The organism is Acinetobacter sp. FB (assembly GCF_056033405.1).
Genome location: NZ_CM148502.1, coordinates 2,816,878 through 2,840,705, shown reverse-complemented (window position 1 = coordinate 2,840,705; position 23,828 = coordinate 2,816,878). Strand labels below are relative to the sequence as shown.

Here is a 23,828-nt window from a genome sequence, read left to right as displayed (position 1 = left end):
ATCTTTTGAAACATAAAGCGAAACAGCGCCCAGCTCAATATCCAATATATACCTTTCAAATCGAAGCTTTTTCTCATGAGGGGCGAGGGATTGCGCATTATGGAACGCACCCTGATCATCCAAAAGAAAAGCATGGCAAGAAGGTTTTTATTCGTTATGCTCTCGTGGGTGAAACAGTACAAGCCAAGATTAGTAATCAAACTTCTCGTTTAGAAGAAGCGGATATGGTTAAGCTAGAAAGTGATGCGGCTGTGGGACGAGTCGATCCGATTTGTCCGCATTTTGGGGTCTGTGGTGGCTGTAGCTTGCAACATATTCATCCAGATGAACAGATTTTATTAAAACAGAATGTATTGAAGTCACATTTACAACATTTTGCTGGTTTACAACCAGAACAATGGTTAGATCCAATCCGATCTGAAAAAATAGATTATCGTCGTCGTGCTCGAGTGGGCGTTCGCTATATTGCTAAACAAAATCGTTTGGTGATGGGCTTTCGTGAACATCACAGTAATCATTTAACACCAATTCAGCAGTGTCACGTACTTGATCAGCGTTTGTCCGAAAGTTTGGTAGAGTTGAGAAAACTACTCGAAAGTCTAACAGGCAAAGCCCACATTGGTCATATAGAATTAGCAATGGGTGATACCGAGACAGCCTTATTGATTCGCCACTTGGATGAATTAAATGTGTCGGATGTCAACCAATTACGTCAATTTGCGTTACTAAAGGATTGGCAGTTGTATTTGCAACCTAAAGGCGCAGATAGTTTACATCGTGTTGATGATGCTCAAGCACCGATGCGTTTGCACTACAGTCTGGATGAGTTTGCGGTTAAATTTGCATTTTCACCTTTAGACTTTACTCAGGTAAATAGTGGTGTAAATGCAAAGATGATTCACTTGGCATGTGAATTGCTAGATTTACAGAAAGGGGAGAGAGTGCTCGACCTATTTTGTGGACTAGGTAATTTTTCCTTACCTTTAGCACGTTGTGTTGGTGAGACAGGTCAGGTCGTTGGTGTTGAGGCAAGTGATGAGATGGTACAACGGGCAACTGAAAATGCGAAAGCAAATCAATTGTCTCAGGCACTGTTCTTTTCACAAGATTTAACAAAAGACTTTTCGCATCATTCTTGGGCAAAACAGGGATTTGATGCATTATTAATTGATCCTCCTCGATCAGGTGCATTTGAGGTTATGCAATATGTACCTAATTTTGGAGCAAAAAGAATCGTTTATGTTTCATGTAATCCATCAACACTGGCAAGGGATGCGGGTGTACTGGCACAATATGGTTATCAACTTAAAAAAGCGGCAGTAATGGATATGTTTACCCATACTGAGCATGTTGAATCAATTGCCTTGTTTGAAAAAATTGAGCAATTTGAAAAGACCCAAGAAATAAACGATTAGAGAATGAGTTACATATCCAGAGGAGAATGGTATGGTCACAGTACGTGAGCAGTTACCTGGACGACTCCATGAGTTGTCAGAGGAAACGACTGTAGAACATGCCGCTGAAGCGCAAAGTGGTCTGGTCTCTTGGCTAGATCGAGTGCGTGATATTTTGGATGGGGCAGAGCTAAAGCAACTTCAAAAAGTTGCAGAGCTGACCTTGGCAAAAGAATTAGAAACCACGGTTCATCATCGTAGCAATACCTTTAGTACAGGTATTGGTATGGCTGATATTTTGGCGCATTTACATGTTGATGAAGACACATTGTCAGCGGCAGTGTTATATCGAAGTGTGCGCGAAGGTTTAATTACTTTAGAGGATATTCAACAACAATTTGGCGAACAGGTGCTTGGTCTTGTACAAGGCACGCTTGCGATGGGTAAGCTCTCTGAATTGATTGAAAAAAATAAACGTTTAGAAGATCATTTTAATAACAATCAGCGTGAGCATTTAAACGGCATTTATAAAATGCTGATTTCAGTGACAGAAGATGTACGCGTCGTTTTGATCAAATTGGCTGAACGTACTTATGCTTTACGTGAATTAGCCACTGCAAGTAAAGAACGTCAAGAACGCGTTGCACGCGAGATTTTAACCATCTATTCACCGCTTGCACATCGATTAGGTATTGCACAATTAAAATGGGAATTAGAAGATCTCGCTTTCCGTTATTTAGCACCTGAGCGTTATAAAGAAATTGCATCGTTGTTGAATGAAAAACGTTTAGAGCGAGAGCAATATATTCAGTTTGTGATTGATAAGCTAAAGACTGAACTGGGTATGCATCATATTCAGGCGGAAATCACTGGACGAGTGAAGCACATTTATTCGATTTATCGAAAAATGAAAAGTAAAAATCTGAGTTTTGATCAGCTTTATGATATTCGTGCAGTGCGTGTATTGGTAAAAAGTGTACCAGATTGTTATCACGCTTTAGGTATTGTGCATCAGTTGTGGCGTCATATCCCGAACCAGTTTGATGACTATGTCACCAATCCAAAAGCCAACGGCTATCGTTCATTGCACACAGCAGTGATTGCTGAAAATAAATCTTTAGAAGTACAAATTCGTACCTTCGAAATGCACAACGAAGCCGAACTGGGCGTTTGTTCGCATTTTAATTATAAAGAGGGTGCAAAAAATACCGATCATTCATTTAATCATCGTCTACATTCTTTACGTGCGGTATTGGAACATTATCAAGAGCGTACCGAAACCACACCCCATGGCGAGGATGAAGAGTCAAACGGTATAGATCAAATTCAAGATTTTGAAAATTTTGAAAAAATCTATGTGTTTAGTCGTGATGGTGATATTAAAGAATTGCCACGAGGTTCGACGGTTTTAGATTTTGCTTACCATGTACATACTGAGGTAGGTAATAAGTGTTATGCAGCACGTGTCAATCAACGTTATGTGCCATTAACTTACACGTTGAAAACGGGTGAACAGGTTGAGATTTTAACCAAAAAAGATCGTGAACCGAATCGTGATTGGTTGGTGAACTCTTTAGGTTATATCAAAACTGCTCGTGCGCGTGACAAGTTACGGCATTGGTTTAGACAACAAGATCGTAGTAAGAATGTTGAGGTGGGGCGTGAGTTACTCAATAAAGAGTTAGCACGGTTAGCAATTCACCCTAAAAGTATCGATCTTAAAGACTATTCATCTCACTTTAATCTGAAATCTGGTGATGATATTTTAGTTGCTTTGGTCAGTGGTGATATTAGTTTGCATGCCTTGATGAATCAAGTGAATCGCCAGATGCACTTGGATCAAGATGAGCCTGAACTGGTCTTAAAACCTGCCTTAAATCCACGTGCCAGCCATACCTTATCTGCGCATGGGATTTTGATTGACGGTTTGGATAATGTTGAATTGCATATTGCACAGTGTTGCCAACCTGTACATGGTGAGTCGATTGGGGGCTATATCACTTTAAATCGTGGTGTCAGTATCCATAAGGTTGCTTGTCCAGATTATTTGCGTATGACTACACAAGAGCCTGAACGTGCTGTTGAAGCAGATTGGGAAATGCAGCCAACGCGTGGTCAGAGCGTGCAAATTGTGGTTGAAGCCTATGATCGTCGTGGTCTACTTAAAGACCTCACGCAAGTGATTTTCTCAGATCAAATAAACATTCGTCAGGTTAATACGATTTCTGAGGCAGATGGGATTGCCAATATGAAGTTGTTGATTGAAGTGAAAGGTTTGGCGCAATTGTCTCGTCTTTTAGCTCGTTTAGAGCAGCAGCCGGGCATTATCAGCGCACGACGATTGGTTCAAGGCAGTTGATGATATTTATATTTTTATGAGAAGGGATTTATGCAATGTCACATGCAAAGTTGATCTCTACTCAAGGAGTATATTTAGAAGCTCAGATTGAGGTTAATGATCATTTATATTATGTTTATGATGAATTTAGTCTCTATGACATTGAAAGCAAAATAAATAGCCTTTTTGACTTTGATTGGACTATTGAGTTATCTGATGATGAGAGTTGGGATGAAATATTTGCTAATAACGCTAAACAAAAATATGGTTTAGAACATATTGGTGGATGGCGCTATCGCGCTTTTGGTCGTATTGTTGCTGTTCATCCAGTTGTAGTTGATTGCCTAGTTTTGCAAGTTGAAGATGTTATCTCCTCAAGTGATGAATCTCTCATCGGGGAATGGGTGGGATTTACAATTAGCCGTCTAGGTTGTTATGGGATTTGATTAAAATAATAAAAAAGAACACTTTAAATTAATTTAAAGTGTTCTTTTTTTGCATCAACAAAAATTCATAAGTTGAATATACACAGGTTATTCAATCACCAACGAATCGGTTTTTCACTCGAACCTGGTGTGAGTTCAGCATCCGAGAGTGGTTCTGAACTCTCGACTTGTGTTGAATTTTGTTGAGAGTAACTGATTGGCATTAAAGACAAGCCATTTAAGACATCATTACTTATTTGTTGTGCGAGTAAGTCTGATGAGGTTGTAGATTGTGAATTATGAATAAGCTCTCCTAGAGATTGACGCTGCTGTTGATTTACAGTTCCTGCGGCAGCAACTTTGCCTGTATTCACCTCAATCACTCGCCAATTTAGACGGATAGCTTGTTGCCCAGCTGGAACAGCGCCATAAAATGAACGTCCTTGAGTCGTTTTTGCTTCATTGATACGTCCAACTAAAATATAGTCAGCACCCACTTTTTGCCCAAGTCTTGCCATTTCTGCTGGTGCACCATCCCAACGAAGAAATGCATTTTCAGTTGCCATCTCATCAATATAGTCACGGCTGACTAAACTGAGCTGGCGTGAGTTTGATAGCTGAGTACCAATTAGATCGGCAACTTCTGTCACAAAGTCATCAGCATCACTGCCATCTGTGAGTTGAGTTTTTGAATAGTTATATTGAAATGGCATAACCGCAATACGGCGTAAGTGTTGATCCGCTACACTTGATTGAAACTTGCTGACATAAGCACGGACTTTCGCGCGATAGTTTTTACCAGAACCAGATACACTCAGCACCTGAAAACGATTAATTGCACTGGTACCTTGTGTTTCAACACTAAAAACTGGAGAAGTTTTTCCTTGGTAGCTCCAATGATTGTTTGTTACGACCATGTTCACTTCTTCAGTCAGATCTGTACGTGAAGTAACACTAGTTCCATTCACAGATTGTGCTGCGATGAGCAAAGCTTCGGCAATTGCTTGTTGTTGCGTAGGGCCACTGCCTGTGGCTTCTTTCATAATTTCTTGTAAAGCAGCATAGGCTGAATGCGTTATTGTGAGGCAGAATAAAGCTGCATAAAGTAAAGATTTCATCGTTATCTATCATTCTAACCAAAAGACCTGATGACACAGGAATACTGTGTATCAGGTTTAATTTTTTAAAGAGTTTATAAACCAAATGTCGAACGTTTCGCAGACTTACGAATTTCTTTTTCACTCGTCCATTCAACAATTCCTGTTTTTAGATTTTGTAATTTAAACGTGAATTTGTAATAAACATCACTCTTACCACCTGAGTTTTTCACGATACTCGATAAATTACCGTTTAACATGTATTCAGCAGCAATTTGCGAACCTGTTTTAACAGCTGTTCGTTTGTCTACCATACCACTCTGTTGTTGATATGCCAGTTGATCGGCCATAGCACCTACAGAGGTCATATCTACAAAACGGAATTTTCCAGAATTGATGAGTTTAGTTTGGATTGTATCGGTGATTGATTCAGTATCAATGTGCTCTTGAGTTTTATTTTTAATGCGATCGACGAAGAGCACAGGGCGACGAGACTGAGTCATTTCAATGACAGGTGGAAATGCCAACATGTCATCAACCATTTTTGCAGCGATTTGTTGAAGATCAGTTGATCCAAAATCTTTAGTAAGTGTTTCAGTTGCCTGTGCATCGCCATAAGAGACTGATTGTGATGTGCAACCACTCACAAAAGCGATTGTGCTGATTGTTGTTGCTAAAGCTAAAGTGCGAAGTTTCATATATTTCCCCCTGATCAAGAATCTATTGGTTAATCTTTTTTCATGTAAATAAGTACATCAACACCACTTGGATTGGGTGCGACAGACTGAACAGTTTTTACTTCACGCCCTTGTAATGTGATTGGTTTCCAAGTTGCACCTTCTGGATTGATTTCTGTTCCATTGGCATCAAACCAAACAACTTTGTATTCAAAAGATTGTGCGTAGAACCAACCATTTTTTAAGGCGAGTGATGCTTTCTTAATATCTCCAAGACTGACCATATTGATTCGATTGACACCAATACGGGTTGCAAGAATAGGATTACCTGTCATGGTTCTGACATTACTTGCGCCAGTATTTGGGTCTGTTTGTGTACGCATCGCATTTGGTGCCGTACACGCAGTTAAGCCAAGGCTAAAGCTACACAGAATTATGGGTAAAAAACGTTGTTTCATTATGTTTTACTCAAGTTATTATTTAGCGATACTGAAGCTATCAGCGACAATTTGTTGGTTGGTTTCGATACCATGAATAAAAGTCGTCTGATTAGCTTTTACTTCAATATTGATCGATTGGTTTGCATAATTGTTTTTAAGTTGGATGGTATGACTACCAACAGGGAGCAAAAGGCGAGTGACTTGTGCATTGCTTGGGAGGGTATTCCATGCACGAACATCTGCTTTTTCTGTGGCAGTGTTATAGACATTGCCTGCAAGTTGTCCAAATACGCCTAAACGATTGCCCAGTTCTTTTTGTACAGCGTATTTCGCTGTAGAACGTGCAATTTGAGTTGTGAGATTAGCGGCAATATTTTCTTTTAGTGTTTTTACAGCTAACGCACCAATATCAGTAAGTAATGCTGTATTTGCAACGGTTTTCCCATTCACTGCGATATCGACCTGTCTTGGTGTGATATAGGTTGAAGGGTCATAGCTTGCAAATGAGATATTCACTAATCCATTTGGTGTTGGAATTGCCAAGGTCGAAGAAATTTTTTGAGGAACTAATCCTTGCTCCAGAAAAATAACAACAGGATATTGAGCATTTGCTTTGTTTGCACCGTTATCGAGTCGTTTTACATCATTTTTAATAAAATCATTTGGCTGTAGTTCATATGCTTTTTTATAATCAACTAAAGCATCATTTTTTTCACCCAAAGCTTCCCATAATGTTGCCGCCATATAAAATGCATACGCATTTTGATACGTGTTTTTTACTTTACCCGCAATTGTATTTAGTCCAGCTAAAGCTTCATCGTATTCAGCTGGAGCAGAATTATCATTTTGAGCTTTGGCTGTTGCTTTTTCTGCTTCTTTGCTATGAGCTAATTCAATTTCGCGTTGAATACGTTGCGCTACACGCATTTCAACAGCCGCGCCCTCAGTATTATTTAAAGCTAGATAGTTTATCGATTGGTAAACATGTGCTAATACTTGTTCATATTCAGGAATTTTATAAGGGGCTACGCTATCATTACTCACGAGGGAAAGTGCCTTAAAACCTAATTTAGAGGCGCTAATTGTCGCTTTATTATTTTGAGCATCTAACAATTCAAATGCATTTTCAAAAGTTTGCTTACTGGCTTCATATTGTTTGTTTGCTTGTTCTAAACGTGCTTTTTCTAATAAATACAACGCTGCATCATTACTTTTAGCTTTTTTTTCAAATAATTCTTGTGTTGGCGTCGATATTGGTTGAGTCAGTGATGAACGAAAATTTTGAGCCGTGTCTGTATAGTTATCAAATAAACCAGCATGTACTTGAGTTGTTAAACCAGAAATCGACAAACTCATGCAGCTGATGAATAAGAATGAAAGCTTTGGTTTTAATAATAAAGATGACATATAAACCCCTATAAAAAATACAAACTGTATTAAAAAATTACGCAAATATACAAAAAGTTATAAATAATTAACAGGAATTTAAGAAGATATTTAATAAATATTTTTATTTTATAAAGTAAAAGATTTTTTTATTAGTATAAGTTTTTGAAACATAATGTTTATTTTGATTCATTCAAATATTATTTGAATGAATCTTTTAAATTATCTTTTTGATAAAAAAATATTGGTCAATCGATTTAAAAACTGTGGGCTGATGCTCGACAATTGATACATCAATTTAGTTTTAATTCCTATAGGAGTGTGTGTTGGAATCAAGGCGTGATCTTTTTGTTGTGCTAGATGTAATACTTGTTTTGCTACATCAGCGGGGGTTAAATCTACGCCAATATTTTGAATACTGCCCGCATCCATATTCTTCACCATATTGGTTTGTACAAATAAAGGCATTACATCAAGCACACGAATATTATATTTCTGCCACTCGACGTCCAAAGCTTCTGTTAAACCACGAACAGCAAACTTACTTGCTGAATATGAGGCTAAATCTGCTTGTCCATAAATTGCTGAAGCTGAAGAAAGATTAATTACACGAGCAAAACTGGCTTTTTGTAGGTGAGGTAAGGCAACATGGCAACCATTAAAAACACCTTTTACATTGATGTCGATGGTACGATGATGAGATTGGATGGGGGTGTTTTCAAATGCACCTGAATATAGGATACCAGCGTTATTAATTAAAATATTGAGTTCACCTGCCCAATTATTAAAGTCTTGTAAAGCGATTTGCCATTGACGAAAGTTGCTTACATCTAGATAGCCCGCTTTAGCATTTTCACCAAGCTCATCGGCTAATTGTCGTGCTTGTTCATCGTTAATATCATATATACCGACTTTATAACCTTGTCGATAAAACATACGTGCGATCTCAGCACCAATTCCTTGTGCGGCCCCACTGATAAATACGCTATGTTGCATTACTTTCCCTTGCTTTATCATATTTCTTTAATCGGCGTATATTACGCATAAGCAGGTTCAGGCTGCAACAATTTGGTGTATTTGGAGAAACTCATGGAAAAGTTATTAGAAATCATGCACGAATTAAGACAAAAGTGTCCATGGGATCAACAACAAACACCAAATAGTTTGACCCGTTATGCGATCGAAGAAGCCTATGAGGTAGAAGCAGCGATTCGAGAGGGTGATCTAAATGAAATTCGTAATGAGTTAGGCGATTTGTTATTGCAGGTCGTGTTCCAATCTCAGATGTATAGTGAACAAGGCGCATTTAACTTTCATGATGTGGTAGATGCAATTAGTGAAAAATTAATTCGTCGTCATCCACATGTATTTCAAGCTGAAAAATATCAAAATTTAGATCCAGAACAAGTTAGTGAATTATGGAAACAAATTAAGCAACAAGAAAAACAAGGTAAGGCTCAATCTCGACTAGATGAAGTGAAACATGCGCCAGCATTGGTACAGGCACATGAGATTCAAAAAAAAGCAGCGCAGTTGGGTTTTGATTTTGAAACAGTTGAAGATGCTTATGGGAAGTTAAATGAGGAATTAGAAGAATTACAACAGGCAATAAAAACTCGAAAAACTGATGAAATACAAGAAGAATTTGGAGATTGTCTATTTTCTTTAATTAACGTAGGGCGTAAACTTGGCGTGTCGAGTGAGACCGCATTATTGGCAACGATTCATAAATTTAGAAGCCGATTTGCATACATTGAACAACAAGCACAAAGACAAAATAAAGACTTGCAAGAAATGAGTTTGACAGAAATGGATGAACTATGGGAGCAGGCAAAACGACACTTAAAACTTCAGGGGAAATCCAATGAATTTGCCGCAACCACGCAGCAAACATAACTTTATTCTATTTATTTTTATATTTTTAAACTGCTTTGTTTATGTGAGTGCACAGCCGTTTGATCAATCCTATGAAAAATGGAAAGCTCAACAACAAGCACGTGATCAGCAATTAGCGAAGCAGCCTAACAATAATTATTATTTATCAAGACCTACGCCACAGAAGAGTTCTCAGCAAGTTTCATCTTCTACCAATATTCAGGGCGATAAGATTAGTTTGAATCAAGCAAATTTACAGCAGTTACAGACTTTAAATGGCGTTGGTGAGAAAAAGGCTCAGGCAATTGTTGAATATCGCCAAAAGAATGGTGGTTTTAAAACGGTGGACGAGTTGGTCAATGTCAAAGGAATTGGTCCAAAATTGCTTGAAAAAAATAAAGCACGCTTAGCATTATAGGATAAAAATAAAGCACGCTTAGCATTATAGGATAAAAATAAAGATGATATTGCAATTAAAACATACTGATCTGTTGAAACTTCAACAGAATAAATTGCCCTTTGATTGTGTTAGAGCTATGATTAGCGACAAATTGTTATTTACGTCCTGACGTAGGAGACAGTGTCTTTTGCAAACTTTGCGTGCGTCAAAATGTGGTTTGTCCACAGCCCAACTCCCTTCTTCAATATTAGATGTAATCGATAGCCTAACGAAAGCGGGCTATGAGGCATATATTGTGGGCGGCGGTGTTCGCGATATGATGTTAGGTCTTAATCCTAAGGATTTTGATGCTGTCACCAATGCAACACCAGCACAAGTGAAAGAAGTTTTTGGTCGACGTTGCCGAATTATTGGTCGACGTTTCGAATTAGCACATGTTTATTCTGGTCGCGAACTGATTGAAGTCGCAACTTTCCGCGCTCCTCCCAAAAAAGCAGTCACCAGTGCTTCTGGTATGATCTTGCGAGATAATAATTGGGGAACAATTGAGCAAGATTTTGCGCGTCGAGATTTCTCAATTAATACTTTGTATTATCAACCGCGCCAAGCGATCGTGCTAGATTTTTGTCATGCAGTTGATGATATTAAAACGCGTACTTTGCGTTTTCTAGGTGAGCCTGCACAGCGATTTGAAGAAGATCCTGTGCGGATGTTACGTGCTTTACGTTTTGCTGCGAAACTCAACTTCCAAATTGATCAATCGATTATTGATGTTTTTGATGTTGAAATGACGCAACTGTTGCGTGACGTTTCACCTCATCGATTATACGATGAGTCTCAAAAATTATTTACTATGGGACATCTTGCACGCGTTTTACCGATGCTGATTGAGTTTGGGGTTTGGAAGCAATTATTTGCTGAAATTCCTCCAAATCTAACAGCTTTTATCGAACGTGCAGCTAAAAATACTGATCAACGAATTCAAATTGGTAAGACCATTAATCCTGCATTTTTTTATGCAGTATTGTTGTGGAAGCCTTTCTTAGAGCGTTGTGATTTTTATTTAAATAAAGGTGTTGTTCCTGCTGAAGCACGTGCCCAAGCCGGTTTAGATGTATTGAAACGTCAAGCCACACGTACCATTATTCCTCGTTTTGCTGAAACTTTTATTCGTGAAGTATGGGAAATGCAAACCCGTTTGCTCAATCCAAAACCACAGCAAATTGAAGCTTTAGCTGGACATGCACGTTTCCGTGCAGGCTTTGATTTCTTGTTGTTACGTGAGAAATCAGGTGATAGCAGTACCGAAGGCATGGGGATTTGGTGGGAAGCTTACCAAGAAATGTCAATCGATCAGAAAGAAGTCGCAATTCGTCAATACAACCGTCAACGTAGTAAAACACGTCGTAAGACAGTTGAAGTTGATGAGCCAAAGACGACTGAGATTGAGCCTTTGGTGAATGTCCCTGAGCCGAGAAGCCGCCGTGCCAAGAAAGAACGTGTTAGAGCAGATGAATCAACTAGCCGTTTTATTGAAAAAGCGACTGCCGTTTCAGGACAAATCAATGCAGATCATCCGATCCTTAAGCGTAAGCGTGTACAACGTGATCTGAGCCAAGTGGTTTTTGGACCAACGCAATGACTATTCGTACCTATATCGGTTTAGGCAGTAACTTAGGTGATTCACAACAGATTCTTAGCGAAGCTGTTGTGAAGTTGGCTAGTTTAGGTTCGGTAAAAGTTTCAAGGCTTTATCAAAGTCCACCGATGGGTCCTCAGGACCAGCCAAATTATCTAAATGCTGTTGTTCAATTGGACACGACACTTGAAGCACTTGTCTTATTAGACCAATTACAACAATTTGAGCAAGAAGCAGGTCGTATTCGTTTAAGGCGATGGGGAGAGCGCACACTTGATTTGGATCTATTGATTTATGGTCAAGAGCAGATTCAAAATGAACGTTTGACTGTACCACATATTGGTATTTTAGAACGTGATTTTGTGATCCTTCCCTTATTAGATTTAGATGCTCATTTACAGTTAAATGGGCACTTATTAAAAGATTTAGAACTAGTACAGCAAGCAAACTTGACTGTAATCGCAGATCAATCTTGGGCAACTGCGTAAGATTGTTTCGTTCTGGAAATGCCTGCAGAGGATATCATCATGATTAGTCTAAGTGACTTAAGAAAATTTAAAGCTGATGGACGTAAGTTTTCATGTCTTACTTGTTACGATGCAAGTATGGCTAAAGCGATGGAATTGGCTGAAATTGATACAATTTTAATTGGTGATTCTCTAGGAATGGCGATTCAAGGAAGAGATTCCACACTTCCTGTGACAGTTGAAGATATGGCTTATCATACAGCAGCTGTACGTCGTGGTAATTCGCACGCCTTAATTATGACTGATCTACCATTCATGAGTTATGCAACGCTTGAAGATGGTTTGAAAAATGCGAAAGCAGTGATGCAAGTTGGCGCGCAAATGGTCAAAATTGAAGGTGGCGCTTGGTTAAGTGAATTAGTCCAAGTTTTGACACGTAATGGTATTCCTGTCTGCGTGCATTTGGGTTTAACACCACAATCAGTACACGTATTCGGTGGCTATAAACTTCAAGCACGAACGCGTGAAGCAGCTGATCAATTAATTGCGGATTGCCAAGCTGTGGTTGATGCAGGTGCCGCGGTATTATTATTAGAGTGTGTTCCAGCTCAGTTGGGCAAGGAAATTGCTGAACTATTTCCTAATACTCCAGTGATTGGTATTGGTGCAGGCAATGAAACTGATGGACAAGTTTTGGTTGTACAAGACATGCTTGGTTTGACTTTTGGTCGAGTTGCGCGTTTTGTGCGTAATTTCATGAAAGAACAAGCAGGTGAAACAGCAATTGTAGATGCATTTAAATCGTATCATGCAGCTGTTCAAGACCAATCATTTCCTGCTAAAGAACACACTTTTCAAGTTGAGCTCTAACTCATGAAAACAGAAACAACAATACAAGGCTTAACTGCATCATTAGCTCCAGCAAGAACAGCAAAAAAACTTATTGGTTTTGTTCCAACTATGGGGAACTTGCATGAAGGTCATTTGACTTTAGTGCGCGCTGCAAAAAAAATCTGTGATGTCGTGGTGGTGAGTATTTTTGTTAACCCAATCCAGTTTGGTGCGGGTGAAGATTTTGATAGCTATCCACGTACCTTAGAACAAGATAGTCGTTTGTTGGCAGATGTAGGGTGTGACATTATTTTCGCCCCTTCTGTCGATCAAATGTATGGCAAGCAGCCTCGTTTAACCAATATTAGTGTTAGTCAAATTACCAATGATTTATGTGGTCAATCGCGTCCAGGTCATTTTGATGGCGTGGCGGTTGTTGTCACTAAACTATTCAATATTGTACAACCTGATTATGCTTTTTTTGGGCAAAAAGATTATCAACAATTGGCTGTAATTCGTCAGTTGGTGCAGGATTTAAATATTCCATTAGAAGTCATCGGCGTACCAATTGTACGAGCAGCAGATGGTTTGGCTTTAAGTTCACGCAATGGTTATTTGTCAGAAGAGCAACGAAGTATTGCGCCAACAATTTATCAGTTGTTAAAACAAGCTGAGGTTGGATTGGGAGAGGGGCAATCACTTTCACAAGTGTTAGCAAATATCTCAACGGAATTGACACGAGCTGGATTTGTTGTGGATTATGTAGAAGCTCGTCAACCTAATTTGCAACCAATTGAAGAGTTTGATCGTGATTTAGTTTTATTTATTGCGGCTAAATTAGGTTCAACACGTTTGATTGATAATTTACAAATTAATTTTAAAACATAAAATAAATTAAAGGGCGATATGCGATGAAGCGTATTCTTATCGTTACAGGACAGTCAGGTTCAGGAAAATCATCTGCATTACAGGTGCTTGAAGATTTGGGCTATTATTGTATAGATAATTTACCTTTGGCATTATTGCCTGAAATTGTAGCTAAACTGGATCATGAAAATAACTTAGAGCAGTTAGCTTTAGGTGTGGATATTCGAAGTACTCGTGCGGATATGCAAGAGTTTGATCATGTTTTTGAACAATTAAAAAAACATGGTACGGTGGATATCATTTATTTAACCACGCAAGATCAAGACTTAGTTGCACGGTTTAGTTCTTCGCGTAGACCACATCCTTTAGCAAATCGTTTTAATAGCCTGTTGCAATGTATACAGGAAGAAAAACAGTTGCTTATACCGATACAATTCCGTTCTACAGTGCATATTGATACGACGGGTAAAAGTGTCCATGATCTCAAACATATCTTGCTGTCTCGATTGGGGCAGTCTGATAAGTTGATTGTGATTCTACAATCGTTTGGCTATAAACATGGCATTCCGCTTGATGCCGATTATGTATTTGATGTGCGCCATTTACCTAATCCGCATTGGGATTTAGAGTTGCGTCGTCTTTCTGGGTTGGATGATCCCGTCTGCCGTTTTTTAGAAAGCAATCAACAAACCAATGAAATGTTTACTGATATTTATAACTTCTTGGAAAAATGGTTGCCAGCTTTTGCGGAAGGACATCGACATTACATGACCATTTCAGTGGGATGTACAGGTGGACAACATCGTTCAGTTTATATCGTGGATAGACTCAAACAGGCTCTTAAGGCAAAATGGACTGTCCAAATCTTACATAGAGAAATGAAGCACTGGTCATGATAGACACAACAATTGATGTAATTAATAAACTCGGTTTACATGCACGTGCATCTGGTAAACTTATTGAAGTCACAACCAAGTTTAGCTCTTTGATACAAATTGGTAAGGGTGAAAAATTGATTGATGCAAAAAATATTATGTCATTGTTGATGTTGGGTGCTGGTAAAGGCACAACATTAAGATTGGTGATTGATGGTGCTGATGAAGAAAAAGCACTGGAAGAAATTCAAACGCTGTTCGCAGCAAAATTTTATGAGGCAGAGTAATAGTGGCACGTGGTACCCAACAACGTTATACAGATGAAGATTTTGAGTCATTAGAAGGGCGTGCGAGTAGAACCGAGCAAAAAAAAGCTGTGCAACGTATGGCTGCTTTAGGTGAGCAATTGGCTCAACTCAATCCAAAACAAATTCAAAAGCTTCCTGTCGATGAACGTTTGATTGATGCATTACTTGAAGTGCAGAAGATCAGTTCATTTGAAGCACGTCGTCGTCAGTTTCAACGTGTGGGTAAGTTATTGCGTAATGAAAATGAAACCACGATTTTATCTTATTTGACACCGCAACAAGGTGCTAAAAAACAAATGCAATTGATGCGTTGGGTCGATCGAATGATTGATCAAGGTGATCCAATCATTAATGAGTTTAGTAAAGTTTTTAATGCTTCTGAACGCCATACTTTACGTCAGCATGTTTTGCGCATTCATCGAGATATCAAACAGCAGGTGAGTGAAGAAGAACTCGCCGCATCCAAGCTCAAATTTGTGAACTATGTACAGCAAGTCGCCTTGTTATCTGACCAAGGTTAAAGCCAAAAGAAGTTTCAGTTGAAACTTCTTTTTTGTTTTTAGGGGTTAATTCTCAAACGAAACACTTGCTCGTTCTTTTGCCCATTCTCTTAAAATAAATTTCTGTAATTTCCCTGTCGATGTTTTTGGAATCTCAGTAATTACCACATCTTTAGGAACTTTAAAGCGAGCCAGTTCTTTTTGGCAATGTGCAATAATCTCTTCTGCGGAAGCAGATGCACCTTGCTTCAACTCAATAAATGCACAAGGCACTTCTTGCCAACGTTCATCAGGTTTTGCGACCACTGCTGCGGTGAGTACAGCAGGGTGGCGGTAAAGTACATCTTCGACTTCGAGCGATGAAATATTTTCGCCACCTGAAATGATAATATCTTTAGAGCGATCAGTAATTTTGGCATAACCATCAGGATGGCAAACGGCTAGATCTCCTGTATGAAACCAACCACCTTTAAAAGCTTCTTCAGTCGCTTGTGGATTTTTGAGATAACCTTTCATCACGATATTGCCACGGAACATAATTTCTCCCATGGTTTGCCCATCATTCGGTACGGGTTGCATCGTTTCAGGATCAAGTACTCGCATACTGTCTTGGAGTGGATAAGGAACACCTTGGCGTGAATGAAGTTGAGCCTGTTCTTGAATAGATAAGTCACTCCATCCTGCTTGCGAAGCACATAATGCCGATGGGCCATACGTTTCTGTCAAACCATAGACATGATTAACATTAATTCCAATATGACGCATACCTTCAATAATCGCAACGGGCGGAGCAGCTCCAGCAACCATGACTTCAACATGGTGGTTGAAAGCTGTTTTTTGTTCTGCTGGAGTATTGATGAGCATCGATAAGACAATTGGCGCACCGCAGAAATAATCGACTTTGTGTTCAGCGATATATTTAAAAATTAAAACTGGATCAACTCGACGTAAGCAAACATTGGTGCCGCCACTAGCTGCAATTGACCATGCAAAACACCAACCATTACAGTGAAATAGTGGTAGTGTCCATAGATAAACCGCACGAGGTTTCATACCACATGCCAAAATATTACTGGCCGCATTGAGATAAGCACCGCGATGGTGATAAACCACACCTTTTGGATTGCCTGTGGTTCCTGAAGTGTAATTCAGACTAATCGCATCCCATTCATCTTGTGGAAGTAACCATTCAAATTCAGGATTACCTTTAGCTAACCACGATTCATATTCATATTGCCCAAGTGCAATTTGCTCACCCTCATACTCCTGATCAAATACATCAATCACAATAATATCTTGAGTGATCAGCTTTAACGCTTCTTCAGCAAGTGATTTGAATTCTGGATCGACCAAAAGAACTTTTGATTCTGCATGAGCCAGCATAAAAGCAATGGTTTTAGCATCGAGGCGAGTATTCAGCGTATTGAGTACTGCACCTGCCATTGGTACAGCAAAATGTGCCTCAATCATTGCAGGTACATTCGGCAAGAGTACCGAAACGGTATCATTCTTTTGAATTCCTAACTGAGTGAGCTGATGTGCAAACTGGCGGCAACGTTGATAGCTTTGTTGCCATGTGATTTGACGTTCCCCATGAATAATTGCGGCTTGGTGTGGATAAATATAAGCAGCACGTTCTAAATAACGTAAAGGCGATAAGGCAACGAAATTTGCAGGGGTTCTCGGTAATTCATCATATGCACTAACCATGTGTTTGCTCCATTTGTGTTTTTTTCATTTATATCTATATCAACATAGTGTGTCATTCAGTCTAAATCATTTAGGCTTTAGTCGGAGATGAAACCTAATCAATCTAGGTTTTTATGATTCAAAGGTTTCATCCTCAACTAAACCTGTGTAAAATCTTGAATACTTTTTTATCCGCCGTTTTTTATCTTTTGAGGTTCACCTCAATACATAATCTCGCGGTGATATGCTCCTTCGTATAGGGCATCACTCCTTAAGGATTTTATTATGCCAATTATTACTTTGCCAAATGGCGATCAAAAACAGTTTGATCAAGCCGTATCTGTGATGGATGTTGCATTAAGCATTGGTCCGGGTCTTGCGAAAAATACCGTAGCAGGTCGTGTCAATGATCGTCTAGTCGATGCTTCAGACTTGATTACCGAAGATGCAACTGTACAAATTATCACGCCTAAAGATGAAGAAGGCGTAGAAATTATTCGTCACTCTTGCGCACATCTCGTTGGTCACGCTGTTAAGCAGCTGTTTCCAGAAGCAAAAATGGTAATTGGTCCAGTCATTGAAGAAGGTTTCTACTATGACATCTGGATGCCACGTCCTTTTACTTTAGATGATATGGCAGCGATTGAAGAGCGTATGAAAAAGCTCATCGATCAAGATTATGATGTCATCAAAAAAATGACACCACGTGATGAGGTGATTGCAGAATTCACAGCACGTGGCGAAGAATACAAATTGCGCTTGATCGCAGACATGCCGAATGAAACACAAATGGGCTTGTACTACCATCAAGATTATTTGGATATGTGCCGTGGTCCGCACGTACCAAACACTAAATTCTTAAAATCATTCAAGCTCACAAAAATCTCTGGTGCTTACTGGCGTGGTGATGCGAAGAATGAACAGCTTCAACGTATCTATGGTACTGCTTGGGCTGATAAAAAACAGTTAGCTGCATATATCAAACGTATTGAAGAAGCAGAAAAGCGTGACCATCGTAAAATTGGTAAGGCTTTAGATTTATTCCATATGCAAGAAGAAGCACCGGGTATGGTGTTCTGGCATCCAAATGGTTGGACAATCTACCAAGTGCTTGAGCAATACATGCGTAAGGTTCAGCAGGACAATGGCTACCTAGAGATTAAAACGCCGCAAATCGTCGATTTTACGCTTTGGGAAAAATCTGGTCATGCAGCCAACTACGCAGATAATATGTTTACAACTCATTCAGAGAGTCGTAACTATGCTGTTAAGCCAATGAACTGCCCTTGTCACGTACAAGTGTTTAACCAAGGCTTGAAATCTTATCGTGATTTACCAATTCGTTTGGCTGAATTTGGTTCTTGTCACCGTAATGAGCCATCAGGTTCTTTACACGGGATTATGCGTGTTCGTGGTTTTACCCAAGATGATGCACATATTTTCTGTACCAAAGAACAAATTGGTAAAGAAGTTGCTGACTTTATTAAGCTGACTTTAGATGTTTATAAAGACTTCGGCTTTGAAGAAGTGCAAATGAAATTATCTACACGTCCTGAAAAACGTGTCGGTGATGATGCACTTTGGGATTTAGCTGAAAAATCTTTGGCGGATGCTTTAGATAACGCAGGCTTGGCTTGGGATTTGCAACCTGGTGAAGGTGCATTCTATGGTCCGAAAATTGAATTTTCATTGAAAGATTGCTTAGGCCGTGTATGGCAGTGCGGTACGATTCAATGTGACTTCAACTTACCAATTCGCTTAGATGCGTCTTATGTCACTGAAGACAATGATCGTGATCAACCAGTCATGCTTCACCGTGCAATTCTTGGTAGTTTTGAGCGTTTTATTGGTATACTAATTGAACACTATGCGGGTTTTATGCCGCCTTGGTTAACACCAATTCAAGCGTGTGTTATGAATATTACTGATTCACAAGCAGAAGCATGTGAACAAGTGGTTGCAAAACTCAAAGAAAATGGTCTTCGTGCTATTTCTGACTTGAGAAATGAAAAGATCGGATTTAAGATTCGTGAGCGTACCCTAGAGCGTATTCCTTACCTTCTAGTTCTTGGTGATCGAGAAGTTGAAGAAGGTACTGTTAATGTGCGTACTCGCTCAGGAAAAAATTTAGGTACTATGTCAGTAGATGCATTTATTGACCTAGTGAAATCTGCCGTTGCCGAACGCGGCCGGTACATTGTGGAGTAATAAAGATTAAACAGCCTGACCGTAACCAGCAACAAGGTGCTAAAAGTAACCGTCCTGCAATTAACGAAGAGATCCGTGCGAAAGAAGTACGCCTCGTCGCTGCAGATGGAGAACAAAAAGGTGTTGTTTCATTAACTGAAGCATTACGTGCTGCTGAAGAAGCTAATCTTGACCTTGTTGAGATTGTTGCTAATGCAGAACCGCCTGTTTGTAAAATCATGGACTACAACAAGCACTTATTTGACTTAAAGCAAAAGCAAAAAGATGCGAAGAAAAAACAGCATCAAGTGCAAGTGAAAGAAATCAAGTTACGTCCTGCAACGGACGTAGGTGATTACCAAGTAAAATTGCGTGCAATTTTACGTTTCCTTGAAGAAGGAAATAAGGTAAAAATTACCTTGCGTTTCCGTGGTCGTGAGATGGCACATCAACAGCTTGGTTTGGCTCAATTGCAAAAAATTGAAGCTGACGTTGCTGAGTTTGGCGTAGTTGAACAAGCGCCGAAGATGGAAGGTCGTCAGATGGGCATGTTACTTGGTCCGAAAAAGAAAAAGTAATTTTTCTTTAGAAAAAGCACCACAACAAGTGGTGCTTTTTTATGTCAAAAAATAATATATTTATCTACTTAAAATTTATCCATATTACTCAACAATATTTAAAATAAAATATGATAGGTTTGATTGATAATTACATAATTTAAGAATAGGAACACTTATGACTACAACTATAGGAACTAAAGAACTCGCAGAAATTAATCAAAAAGTGGTACAAGATGGTGAGGTATTGCCACAGGTAAAGCTTAAAGATGGTAGTCGGGTTCAAACAGGAACAGTTGCCACTATGCTGCATAATATTAATCTCTATAATGCAGGCGTTCGAGGTGCGGTAGAGGAAGAGTTGATTTTAGCAATTCCAACTTTATTTAAAGTGGGTATGTTTGACCTATTCTCTGCTGATGAGTGGATTAATGGAACTAATGCGGGGCGTAGATTTGTAGGAGAACAAGCAAAACAATTCTTAGCTGATCGAATTTAGATATTTAAAAAGATTACCTTTGAAAACACGGTTTTATTGTTTCTTTTCGTGCTGGTTTGCTGATCATTTACTATAAAATGTGCTATAACGCAACAACAGTCAAGATAACGATGAATAGGACAATATAATGATTGACTTATATTATTGGGGTACACCTAACGGCCATAAAATAACAATTGCCTTGGAGGAAATGGGACTCGAATATCAGATTTTTCCTATTAATATTTTAGAAAATGATCAGTTCCAACCAGACTTCTTAAGAATCTCTCCTAATAATAAAATTCCAGCGATAGTTGATCAAAATGGACCACGAGGTGAACCGATTTCTGTATTTGAATCAGGTGCGATCCTACAATATTTAGGTCGGAAGACTGGATTATTCTATCCTACGGATGAACAAGAGCGAGTTGAAGTAGAGCAATGGTTAATGTGGCAAATGGGTGGGTTTGGTCCAATGTTAGGGCAAAATCATCATTTTAATAAATTTGCACCTGAACGTATTCCTTATGCAATTGATCGTTATATCAATGAGACTAAGCGTCTTTACACTGTTTTAAATAAGCAATTGATTGGTCAGAAGTTCGTGGCAGGTGAGTATTCAATTGCCGATATGGCAATCTTGCCTTGGGCATTGCGTTATGAATGGCAAGGCATTCAACTTGAAGATTATCCGTATGTGCAAGACTATATTGAACGCCTAACGGCGCGTTCTGCGATACAAAAAGCTTTGTCGATCCAAGTCTAATTTTTCTATAGTGTCTAAGTTCGCCTCATGAGTTATTGGTTGTTGTTTATATCTGCTTTTGGGGCTGCGACATTATTACCTTTACAGTCGGAAGCAGTATTAATAACCTTATTGATACAAGGGCTTTCCAACCCTCTTTATCTGATCTTAATAGCAACCATTGGAAATGTCTTGGGTTCATGTGTGAACTGGTGGTTAGGATTGAAAATTGAACATTTTAAAGATAAAAAATGGTTTCCTGTTTCTGGACGGCGTTTAGAGCAGGCTCAACAGATCTATCATAAATATGGTTTTTATTCGCTGCTACTGAGTTGGACACCTGTGATTGGTGATCCGATTACTTTGATTGCAGGATTGATGAAAGAAAATTTTTGGCGATTTTTATTGATTGTCACCATCGCCAAAGGTGGGCGTTATTTAACATTGTATGTGTTATATCTTGGAGTTGTTTGAAAAAAGGGAAAGTTTGACTTTCCCTAAAACCTTTAATGATCAGTACCTTTAGTAATATCGACTTTAAATAAATCACTGGTTTTAAACCAACAGTAAGTTACAACTGCAAGCGTCATACAACCACCAAATATGGTCGCAGTGATTGTTCCGAGATATTTGGCTGCCAGACCTGATTCAAAAGCCCCGAGTTCATTACTCGATGAAACGAACATTCCATTTACCGCAGCCACTCGACCTCGCATATTTTCAGGCGGGAAAATTTGTAGCACAGTTTGACGAACTACGACAGAAACACTGTCACAAGCACCAGTCATGGCTAAGGCAAATAGTGATAGCCATATATTGTTTGAAAAGGCGAACAGAATGGTAAAAATACCAAAGCCAGCGACAGCCAATAACATATTCCGCCAAGCGTGATGCATCGGTGGGAACTTGGTCAGGACAATCATAGTAATCAGTGCGCCGATCGAAGGGGCGGCGCGTAGATAACCTAAACCTTCAGGGCCGACCTTTAAGATTTCTTCTGCAAAAATGGGCAACAGAGCAATCACACCACCAAAGAGTACCGATACCAAGTCTAGTGAGATTGCCCATAAAACAATTTTGGTTTTCCAAATAAAGCGGAAACCATCGGTCAGGCTTTGTAAGACATTCTCAGTTTCCATTTTTGGGAATGTACGTTTCTGTAAGCAATTAATCAAGATAAAGCAGATCGCCAATAATGCTGATACTGCAAAAAGGCTCGTTTCACGTCCCAGAAATGCCAACATAAAGCCACCCAACATTGGCCCGATAATGACACCACTTTGCCAGCCGATCGTGGTCCAAGTGGCACCATTACCATACAGTTCGCGTGGAATTAAAAAGGGTTTGAGTGAGGTTGCTGATGGATTGTAAAAACCTCGAATAGTACCTAAGGCAAATATGACAGCATAAATGCCCCAAGAAAGTGTGCTAATACCAATTTTTTCTAAGCCATGGAAATGGAATAAGCCCCAAAGAACCAAAGGTAAAGGAATGGAAAAGAATAAACAGACCTTCATAATGCTTTGTTTATTCAGTTTATCTGCAAAATAACCACCCCATAAAGAAAGCGTGATAAATGGGATTGCTTCAGCAAGACCAATAAAACCTAAGGTTAGGGGATCACGAGTTATTTGATAGAGTGAATAAGCAACAATAATTTCCTGAATTAAAATTGCCAGTGTTAAGCAAAATTGATTCAAGGTCACAATAGAGAAATCTCGATACCGTAACGCGGCGAATGCATCATTCTGAATATTCATAAGAATAAAGATTTAATAATTTGATTCTATTATAGGCGCTGATTTTGTGGATGTTTCTCATAATTTGAGAATTAATTATGGAAAATAACGTTTGAGAAAAATAAAGTAGTTGCTGTTAAAAAATGAGCATTTTACTTTTGTTTTAAAGGAAGATGCTATATGATACTGCCTTCCTTACCTGCAGGTCGATTTGCAATAGTGCAAACGAGCCGAACAGGTGCCCAAAAGAGGTTACTATGGCTAAGTTAAAAACTCGCCGTGGTGCAGCTAAACGCTTTAAAGCGACTGCAAACGGTTTCAAGCGCAAACAAGCATTCAAGCGCCACATTTTGACCAAAAAATCTGCTAAGCGTATCCGTCAATTGCGCGGTTGTGTAATGGTTCACGTAAGTGACGTTGCATCAGTTCGTGCTATGTGCCCATACATCTAAGGAGATTATAAATGGCTCGTGTAAAACGTGGTGTAGTGGCTCATCGCCGTCACAAAAAAATTCTTGCTCGCGCTAAAGGTTACTATGGTGCTCGTTCACGCGTTTACCGCGTAGCGTTCCAAGCGGTAATCAAAGCTGGTCAATACGCTTACCGTGACCGCCGTCAAAAGAAACGTCAATTCCGTGCTTTATGGATTGCGCGTATCAATGCTGGTGCTCGTCTTAACGGTTTGTCTTACAGCCGTATGATCGATGGCTTGAAAAAAGCTCAAGTGATCATCGACCGTCGCGTATTAGCTGACATCGCTATGCATGATGCAGTTGCATTTGCTGCTTTAGCTGAAAAAGCTAAAGGCGCATTAGCTGCATAAGCTTAGAGATTCAAAGAAGGCCGCTTTTTAGCGGTCTTTTTTATTTTTAGTGAATTGGATTTTCAATAATAGATAATAATCAGAGATAGAT

Annotated in this window: 26 protein-coding genes; 19 read left to right on the top strand and 7 right to left on the bottom strand. The window is 39.2% G+C overall.

The features are described from left to right. The first annotated feature begins 5 nt into the window (after nucleotides 1–5). From rlmD to AC0JIQ_RS13495, 3 genes are read left to right on the top strand one after another with little or no spacing between them, the layout of a single operon-like run. Nucleotides 6–1,415 carry a 23S rRNA (uracil(1939)-C(5))-methyltransferase RlmD gene (rlmD, locus tag AC0JIQ_RS13505; protein WP_474201951.1) on the top strand — a complete coding sequence of 470 codons (1,410 nt, stop codon included), beginning with the start codon at nucleotides 6–8 and terminating at the stop codon, nucleotides 1,413–1,415. Nucleotides 1,416–1,446: 31 nt separating this feature from the next. Beyond that, nucleotides 1,447–3,753 (top strand): RelA/SpoT family protein, encoded by a 2,307-nt coding sequence (locus tag AC0JIQ_RS13500; protein ID WP_004664174.1) that lies wholly within the window; start codon nucleotides 1,447–1,449, stop codon nucleotides 3,751–3,753. Between the two features lie 35 nt (nucleotides 3,754–3,788). After that, nucleotides 3,789–4,178: a hypothetical protein gene (locus tag AC0JIQ_RS13495; RefSeq protein WP_474201950.1), complete on the top strand. Its 390-nt coding sequence runs from the start codon at nucleotides 3,789–3,791 to the stop codon at nucleotides 4,176–4,178. Between the two features lie 95 nt (nucleotides 4,179–4,273). Here AC0JIQ_RS13495 and AC0JIQ_RS13490 read toward each other — a convergent pair whose 3' ends face one another. The 5 genes from AC0JIQ_RS13490 to AC0JIQ_RS13470 form a co-directional block, all read right to left on the bottom strand. Further along, nucleotides 4,274–5,275: a CsgG/HfaB family protein gene (locus AC0JIQ_RS13490; protein ID WP_474201949.1), complete on the bottom strand. Its 1,002-nt coding sequence runs from the start codon at nucleotides 5,273–5,275 to the stop codon at nucleotides 4,274–4,276. Nucleotides 5,276–5,349: 74 nt separating this feature from the next. After that, nucleotides 5,350–5,952: a penicillin-binding protein activator LpoB gene (lpoB, locus tag AC0JIQ_RS13485; protein ID WP_005214603.1), complete on the bottom strand. Its 603-nt coding sequence runs from the start codon at nucleotides 5,950–5,952 to the stop codon at nucleotides 5,350–5,352. A 29-nt stretch (nucleotides 5,953–5,981) separates the two neighbouring features. Beyond that, nucleotides 5,982–6,389 (bottom strand): DUF1425 domain-containing protein, encoded by a 408-nt coding sequence (locus AC0JIQ_RS13480; RefSeq protein ID WP_474201948.1) that lies wholly within the window; start codon nucleotides 6,387–6,389, stop codon nucleotides 5,982–5,984. An 18-nt stretch (nucleotides 6,390–6,407) separates the two neighbouring features. Then, the gene (locus AC0JIQ_RS13475) at nucleotides 6,408–7,778 is read right to left on the bottom strand and encodes a COG3014 family protein (protein WP_004664182.1); all 1,371 of its coding nucleotides are present in this window, start codon (nucleotides 7,776–7,778) and stop codon (nucleotides 6,408–6,410) included. A gap of 201 nt (nucleotides 7,779–7,979) precedes the next feature. After that, nucleotides 7,980–8,753, bottom strand: a complete 774-nt coding sequence (locus AC0JIQ_RS13470) for an SDR family oxidoreductase (RefSeq protein ID WP_004664183.1) — start codon at nucleotides 8,751–8,753, stop codon at nucleotides 7,980–7,982. A 93-nt stretch (nucleotides 8,754–8,846) separates the two neighbouring features. On the opposite strand from AC0JIQ_RS13470, the gene mazG reads away from it, so the two are divergent. The 9 genes from mazG (at nucleotide 8,847) to yjgA (ending at nucleotide 15,540) form a co-directional block, all read left to right on the top strand. Beyond that, a complete protein-coding gene (gene mazG, locus AC0JIQ_RS13465) occupies nucleotides 8,847–9,653 on the top strand; it encodes a nucleoside triphosphate pyrophosphohydrolase (RefSeq protein ID WP_474201947.1) in 807 nt (268 codons plus the stop codon). Beyond that, nucleotides 9,622–10,050 carry a ComEA family DNA-binding protein gene (locus tag AC0JIQ_RS13460; RefSeq protein WP_474201946.1) on the top strand — a complete coding sequence of 143 codons (429 nt, stop codon included), beginning with the start codon at nucleotides 9,622–9,624 and terminating at the stop codon, nucleotides 10,048–10,050. Before mazG ends, AC0JIQ_RS13460 begins: the two co-directional genes overlap by 32 nt. Nucleotides 10,051–10,219: 169 nt before the next feature. Next, on the top strand, nucleotides 10,220–11,674 hold the full coding sequence (gene pcnB / locus AC0JIQ_RS13455) for a polynucleotide adenylyltransferase PcnB (protein ID WP_005214590.1): 1,455 nt from the start codon (nucleotides 10,220–10,222) through the stop codon (nucleotides 11,672–11,674). Continuing rightward, the gene (gene folK, locus AC0JIQ_RS13450) at nucleotides 11,671–12,159 is read left to right on the top strand and encodes a 2-amino-4-hydroxy-6-hydroxymethyldihydropteridine diphosphokinase (RefSeq protein ID WP_474201945.1); all 489 of its coding nucleotides are present in this window, start codon (nucleotides 11,671–11,673) and stop codon (nucleotides 12,157–12,159) included. Before pcnB ends, folK begins: the two co-directional genes overlap by 4 nt. A gap of 39 nt (nucleotides 12,160–12,198) precedes the next feature. Beyond that, on the top strand, nucleotides 12,199–13,008 hold the full coding sequence (gene panB / locus AC0JIQ_RS13445) for a 3-methyl-2-oxobutanoate hydroxymethyltransferase (protein ID WP_005214586.1): 810 nt from the start codon (nucleotides 12,199–12,201) through the stop codon (nucleotides 13,006–13,008). Nucleotides 13,009–13,011: 3 nt separating this feature from the next. After that, a complete protein-coding gene (gene panC, locus AC0JIQ_RS13440; RefSeq protein WP_005214584.1) occupies nucleotides 13,012–13,857 on the top strand; it encodes a pantoate--beta-alanine ligase in 846 nt (281 codons plus the stop codon). Between the two features lie 23 nt (nucleotides 13,858–13,880). Then, nucleotides 13,881–14,732, top strand: coding sequence for an RNase adapter RapZ (gene rapZ, locus AC0JIQ_RS13435; protein ID WP_004664195.1), 852 nt, complete (start codon nucleotides 13,881–13,883; stop codon nucleotides 14,730–14,732). Continuing rightward, the gene (locus AC0JIQ_RS13430; RefSeq protein ID WP_346511870.1) at nucleotides 14,729–14,998 is read left to right on the top strand and encodes an HPr family phosphocarrier protein; all 270 of its coding nucleotides are present in this window, start codon (nucleotides 14,729–14,731) and stop codon (nucleotides 14,996–14,998) included. Before rapZ ends, AC0JIQ_RS13430 begins: the two co-directional genes overlap by 4 nt. Nucleotides 14,999–15,000: 2 nt before the next feature. Further along, nucleotides 15,001–15,540: a ribosome biogenesis factor YjgA gene (gene yjgA / locus AC0JIQ_RS13425; RefSeq protein WP_005164369.1), complete on the top strand. Its 540-nt coding sequence runs from the start codon at nucleotides 15,001–15,003 to the stop codon at nucleotides 15,538–15,540. A gap of 45 nt (nucleotides 15,541–15,585) precedes the next feature. Here the strand turns inward: yjgA and AC0JIQ_RS13420 are convergent, their stop codons facing one another. Next, nucleotides 15,586–17,229: an acyl-CoA synthetase gene (locus AC0JIQ_RS13420; RefSeq protein WP_474201944.1), complete on the bottom strand. Its 1,644-nt coding sequence runs from the start codon at nucleotides 17,227–17,229 to the stop codon at nucleotides 15,586–15,588. 264 nt (nucleotides 17,230–17,493) lie between these two features. Between AC0JIQ_RS13420 and thrS the strand changes: the two genes are divergently transcribed. The 5 genes from thrS (at nucleotide 17,494) to AC0JIQ_RS13395 (ending at nucleotide 21,649) form a co-directional block, all read left to right on the top strand. Then, nucleotides 17,494–19,416, top strand: a complete 1,923-nt coding sequence (gene thrS / locus AC0JIQ_RS13415; protein ID WP_004664201.1) for a threonine--tRNA ligase — start codon at nucleotides 17,494–17,496, stop codon at nucleotides 19,414–19,416. 5 nt (nucleotides 19,417–19,421) lie between these two features. Further along, entirely contained in the window at nucleotides 19,422–19,973 is a 552-nt protein-coding gene (gene infC / locus AC0JIQ_RS13410; protein WP_081399795.1) for a translation initiation factor IF-3, read from the top strand. Between the two features lie 157 nt (nucleotides 19,974–20,130). Continuing rightward, nucleotides 20,131–20,451 carry a DUF7709 family protein gene (locus tag AC0JIQ_RS13405; protein ID WP_474201943.1) on the top strand — a complete coding sequence of 107 codons (321 nt, stop codon included), beginning with the start codon at nucleotides 20,131–20,133 and terminating at the stop codon, nucleotides 20,449–20,451. A gap of 127 nt (nucleotides 20,452–20,578) precedes the next feature. Further along, nucleotides 20,579–21,196, top strand: coding sequence for a glutathione S-transferase N-terminal domain-containing protein (locus tag AC0JIQ_RS13400; RefSeq protein WP_050041707.1), 618 nt, complete (start codon nucleotides 20,579–20,581; stop codon nucleotides 21,194–21,196). Between the two features lie 27 nt (nucleotides 21,197–21,223). Next, a complete protein-coding gene (locus tag AC0JIQ_RS13395; RefSeq protein WP_046738476.1) occupies nucleotides 21,224–21,649 on the top strand; it encodes a YqaA family protein in 426 nt (141 codons plus the stop codon). Nucleotides 21,650–21,681: 32 nt separating this feature from the next. On the opposite strand, the gene AC0JIQ_RS13390 is transcribed toward AC0JIQ_RS13395, so the two are convergent. Further along, nucleotides 21,682–22,935, bottom strand: a complete 1,254-nt coding sequence (locus AC0JIQ_RS13390; protein WP_474201942.1) for an MFS transporter — start codon at nucleotides 22,933–22,935, stop codon at nucleotides 21,682–21,684. Nucleotides 22,936–23,171: 236 nt separating this feature from the next. Here AC0JIQ_RS13390 and rpmI point away from each other — a divergent pair, with 236 nt between their 5' ends. Continuing rightward, entirely contained in the window at nucleotides 23,172–23,366 is a 195-nt protein-coding gene (gene rpmI / locus AC0JIQ_RS13385) for a 50S ribosomal protein L35 (RefSeq protein ID WP_004637967.1), read from the top strand. Nucleotides 23,367–23,377: 11 nt separating this feature from the next. Next, nucleotides 23,378–23,737 carry a 50S ribosomal protein L20 gene (gene rplT, locus AC0JIQ_RS13380; protein WP_004664213.1) on the top strand — a complete coding sequence of 120 codons (360 nt, stop codon included), beginning with the start codon at nucleotides 23,378–23,380 and terminating at the stop codon, nucleotides 23,735–23,737. The last annotated feature ends 91 nt before the right edge of the window (nucleotides 23,738–23,828 follow it).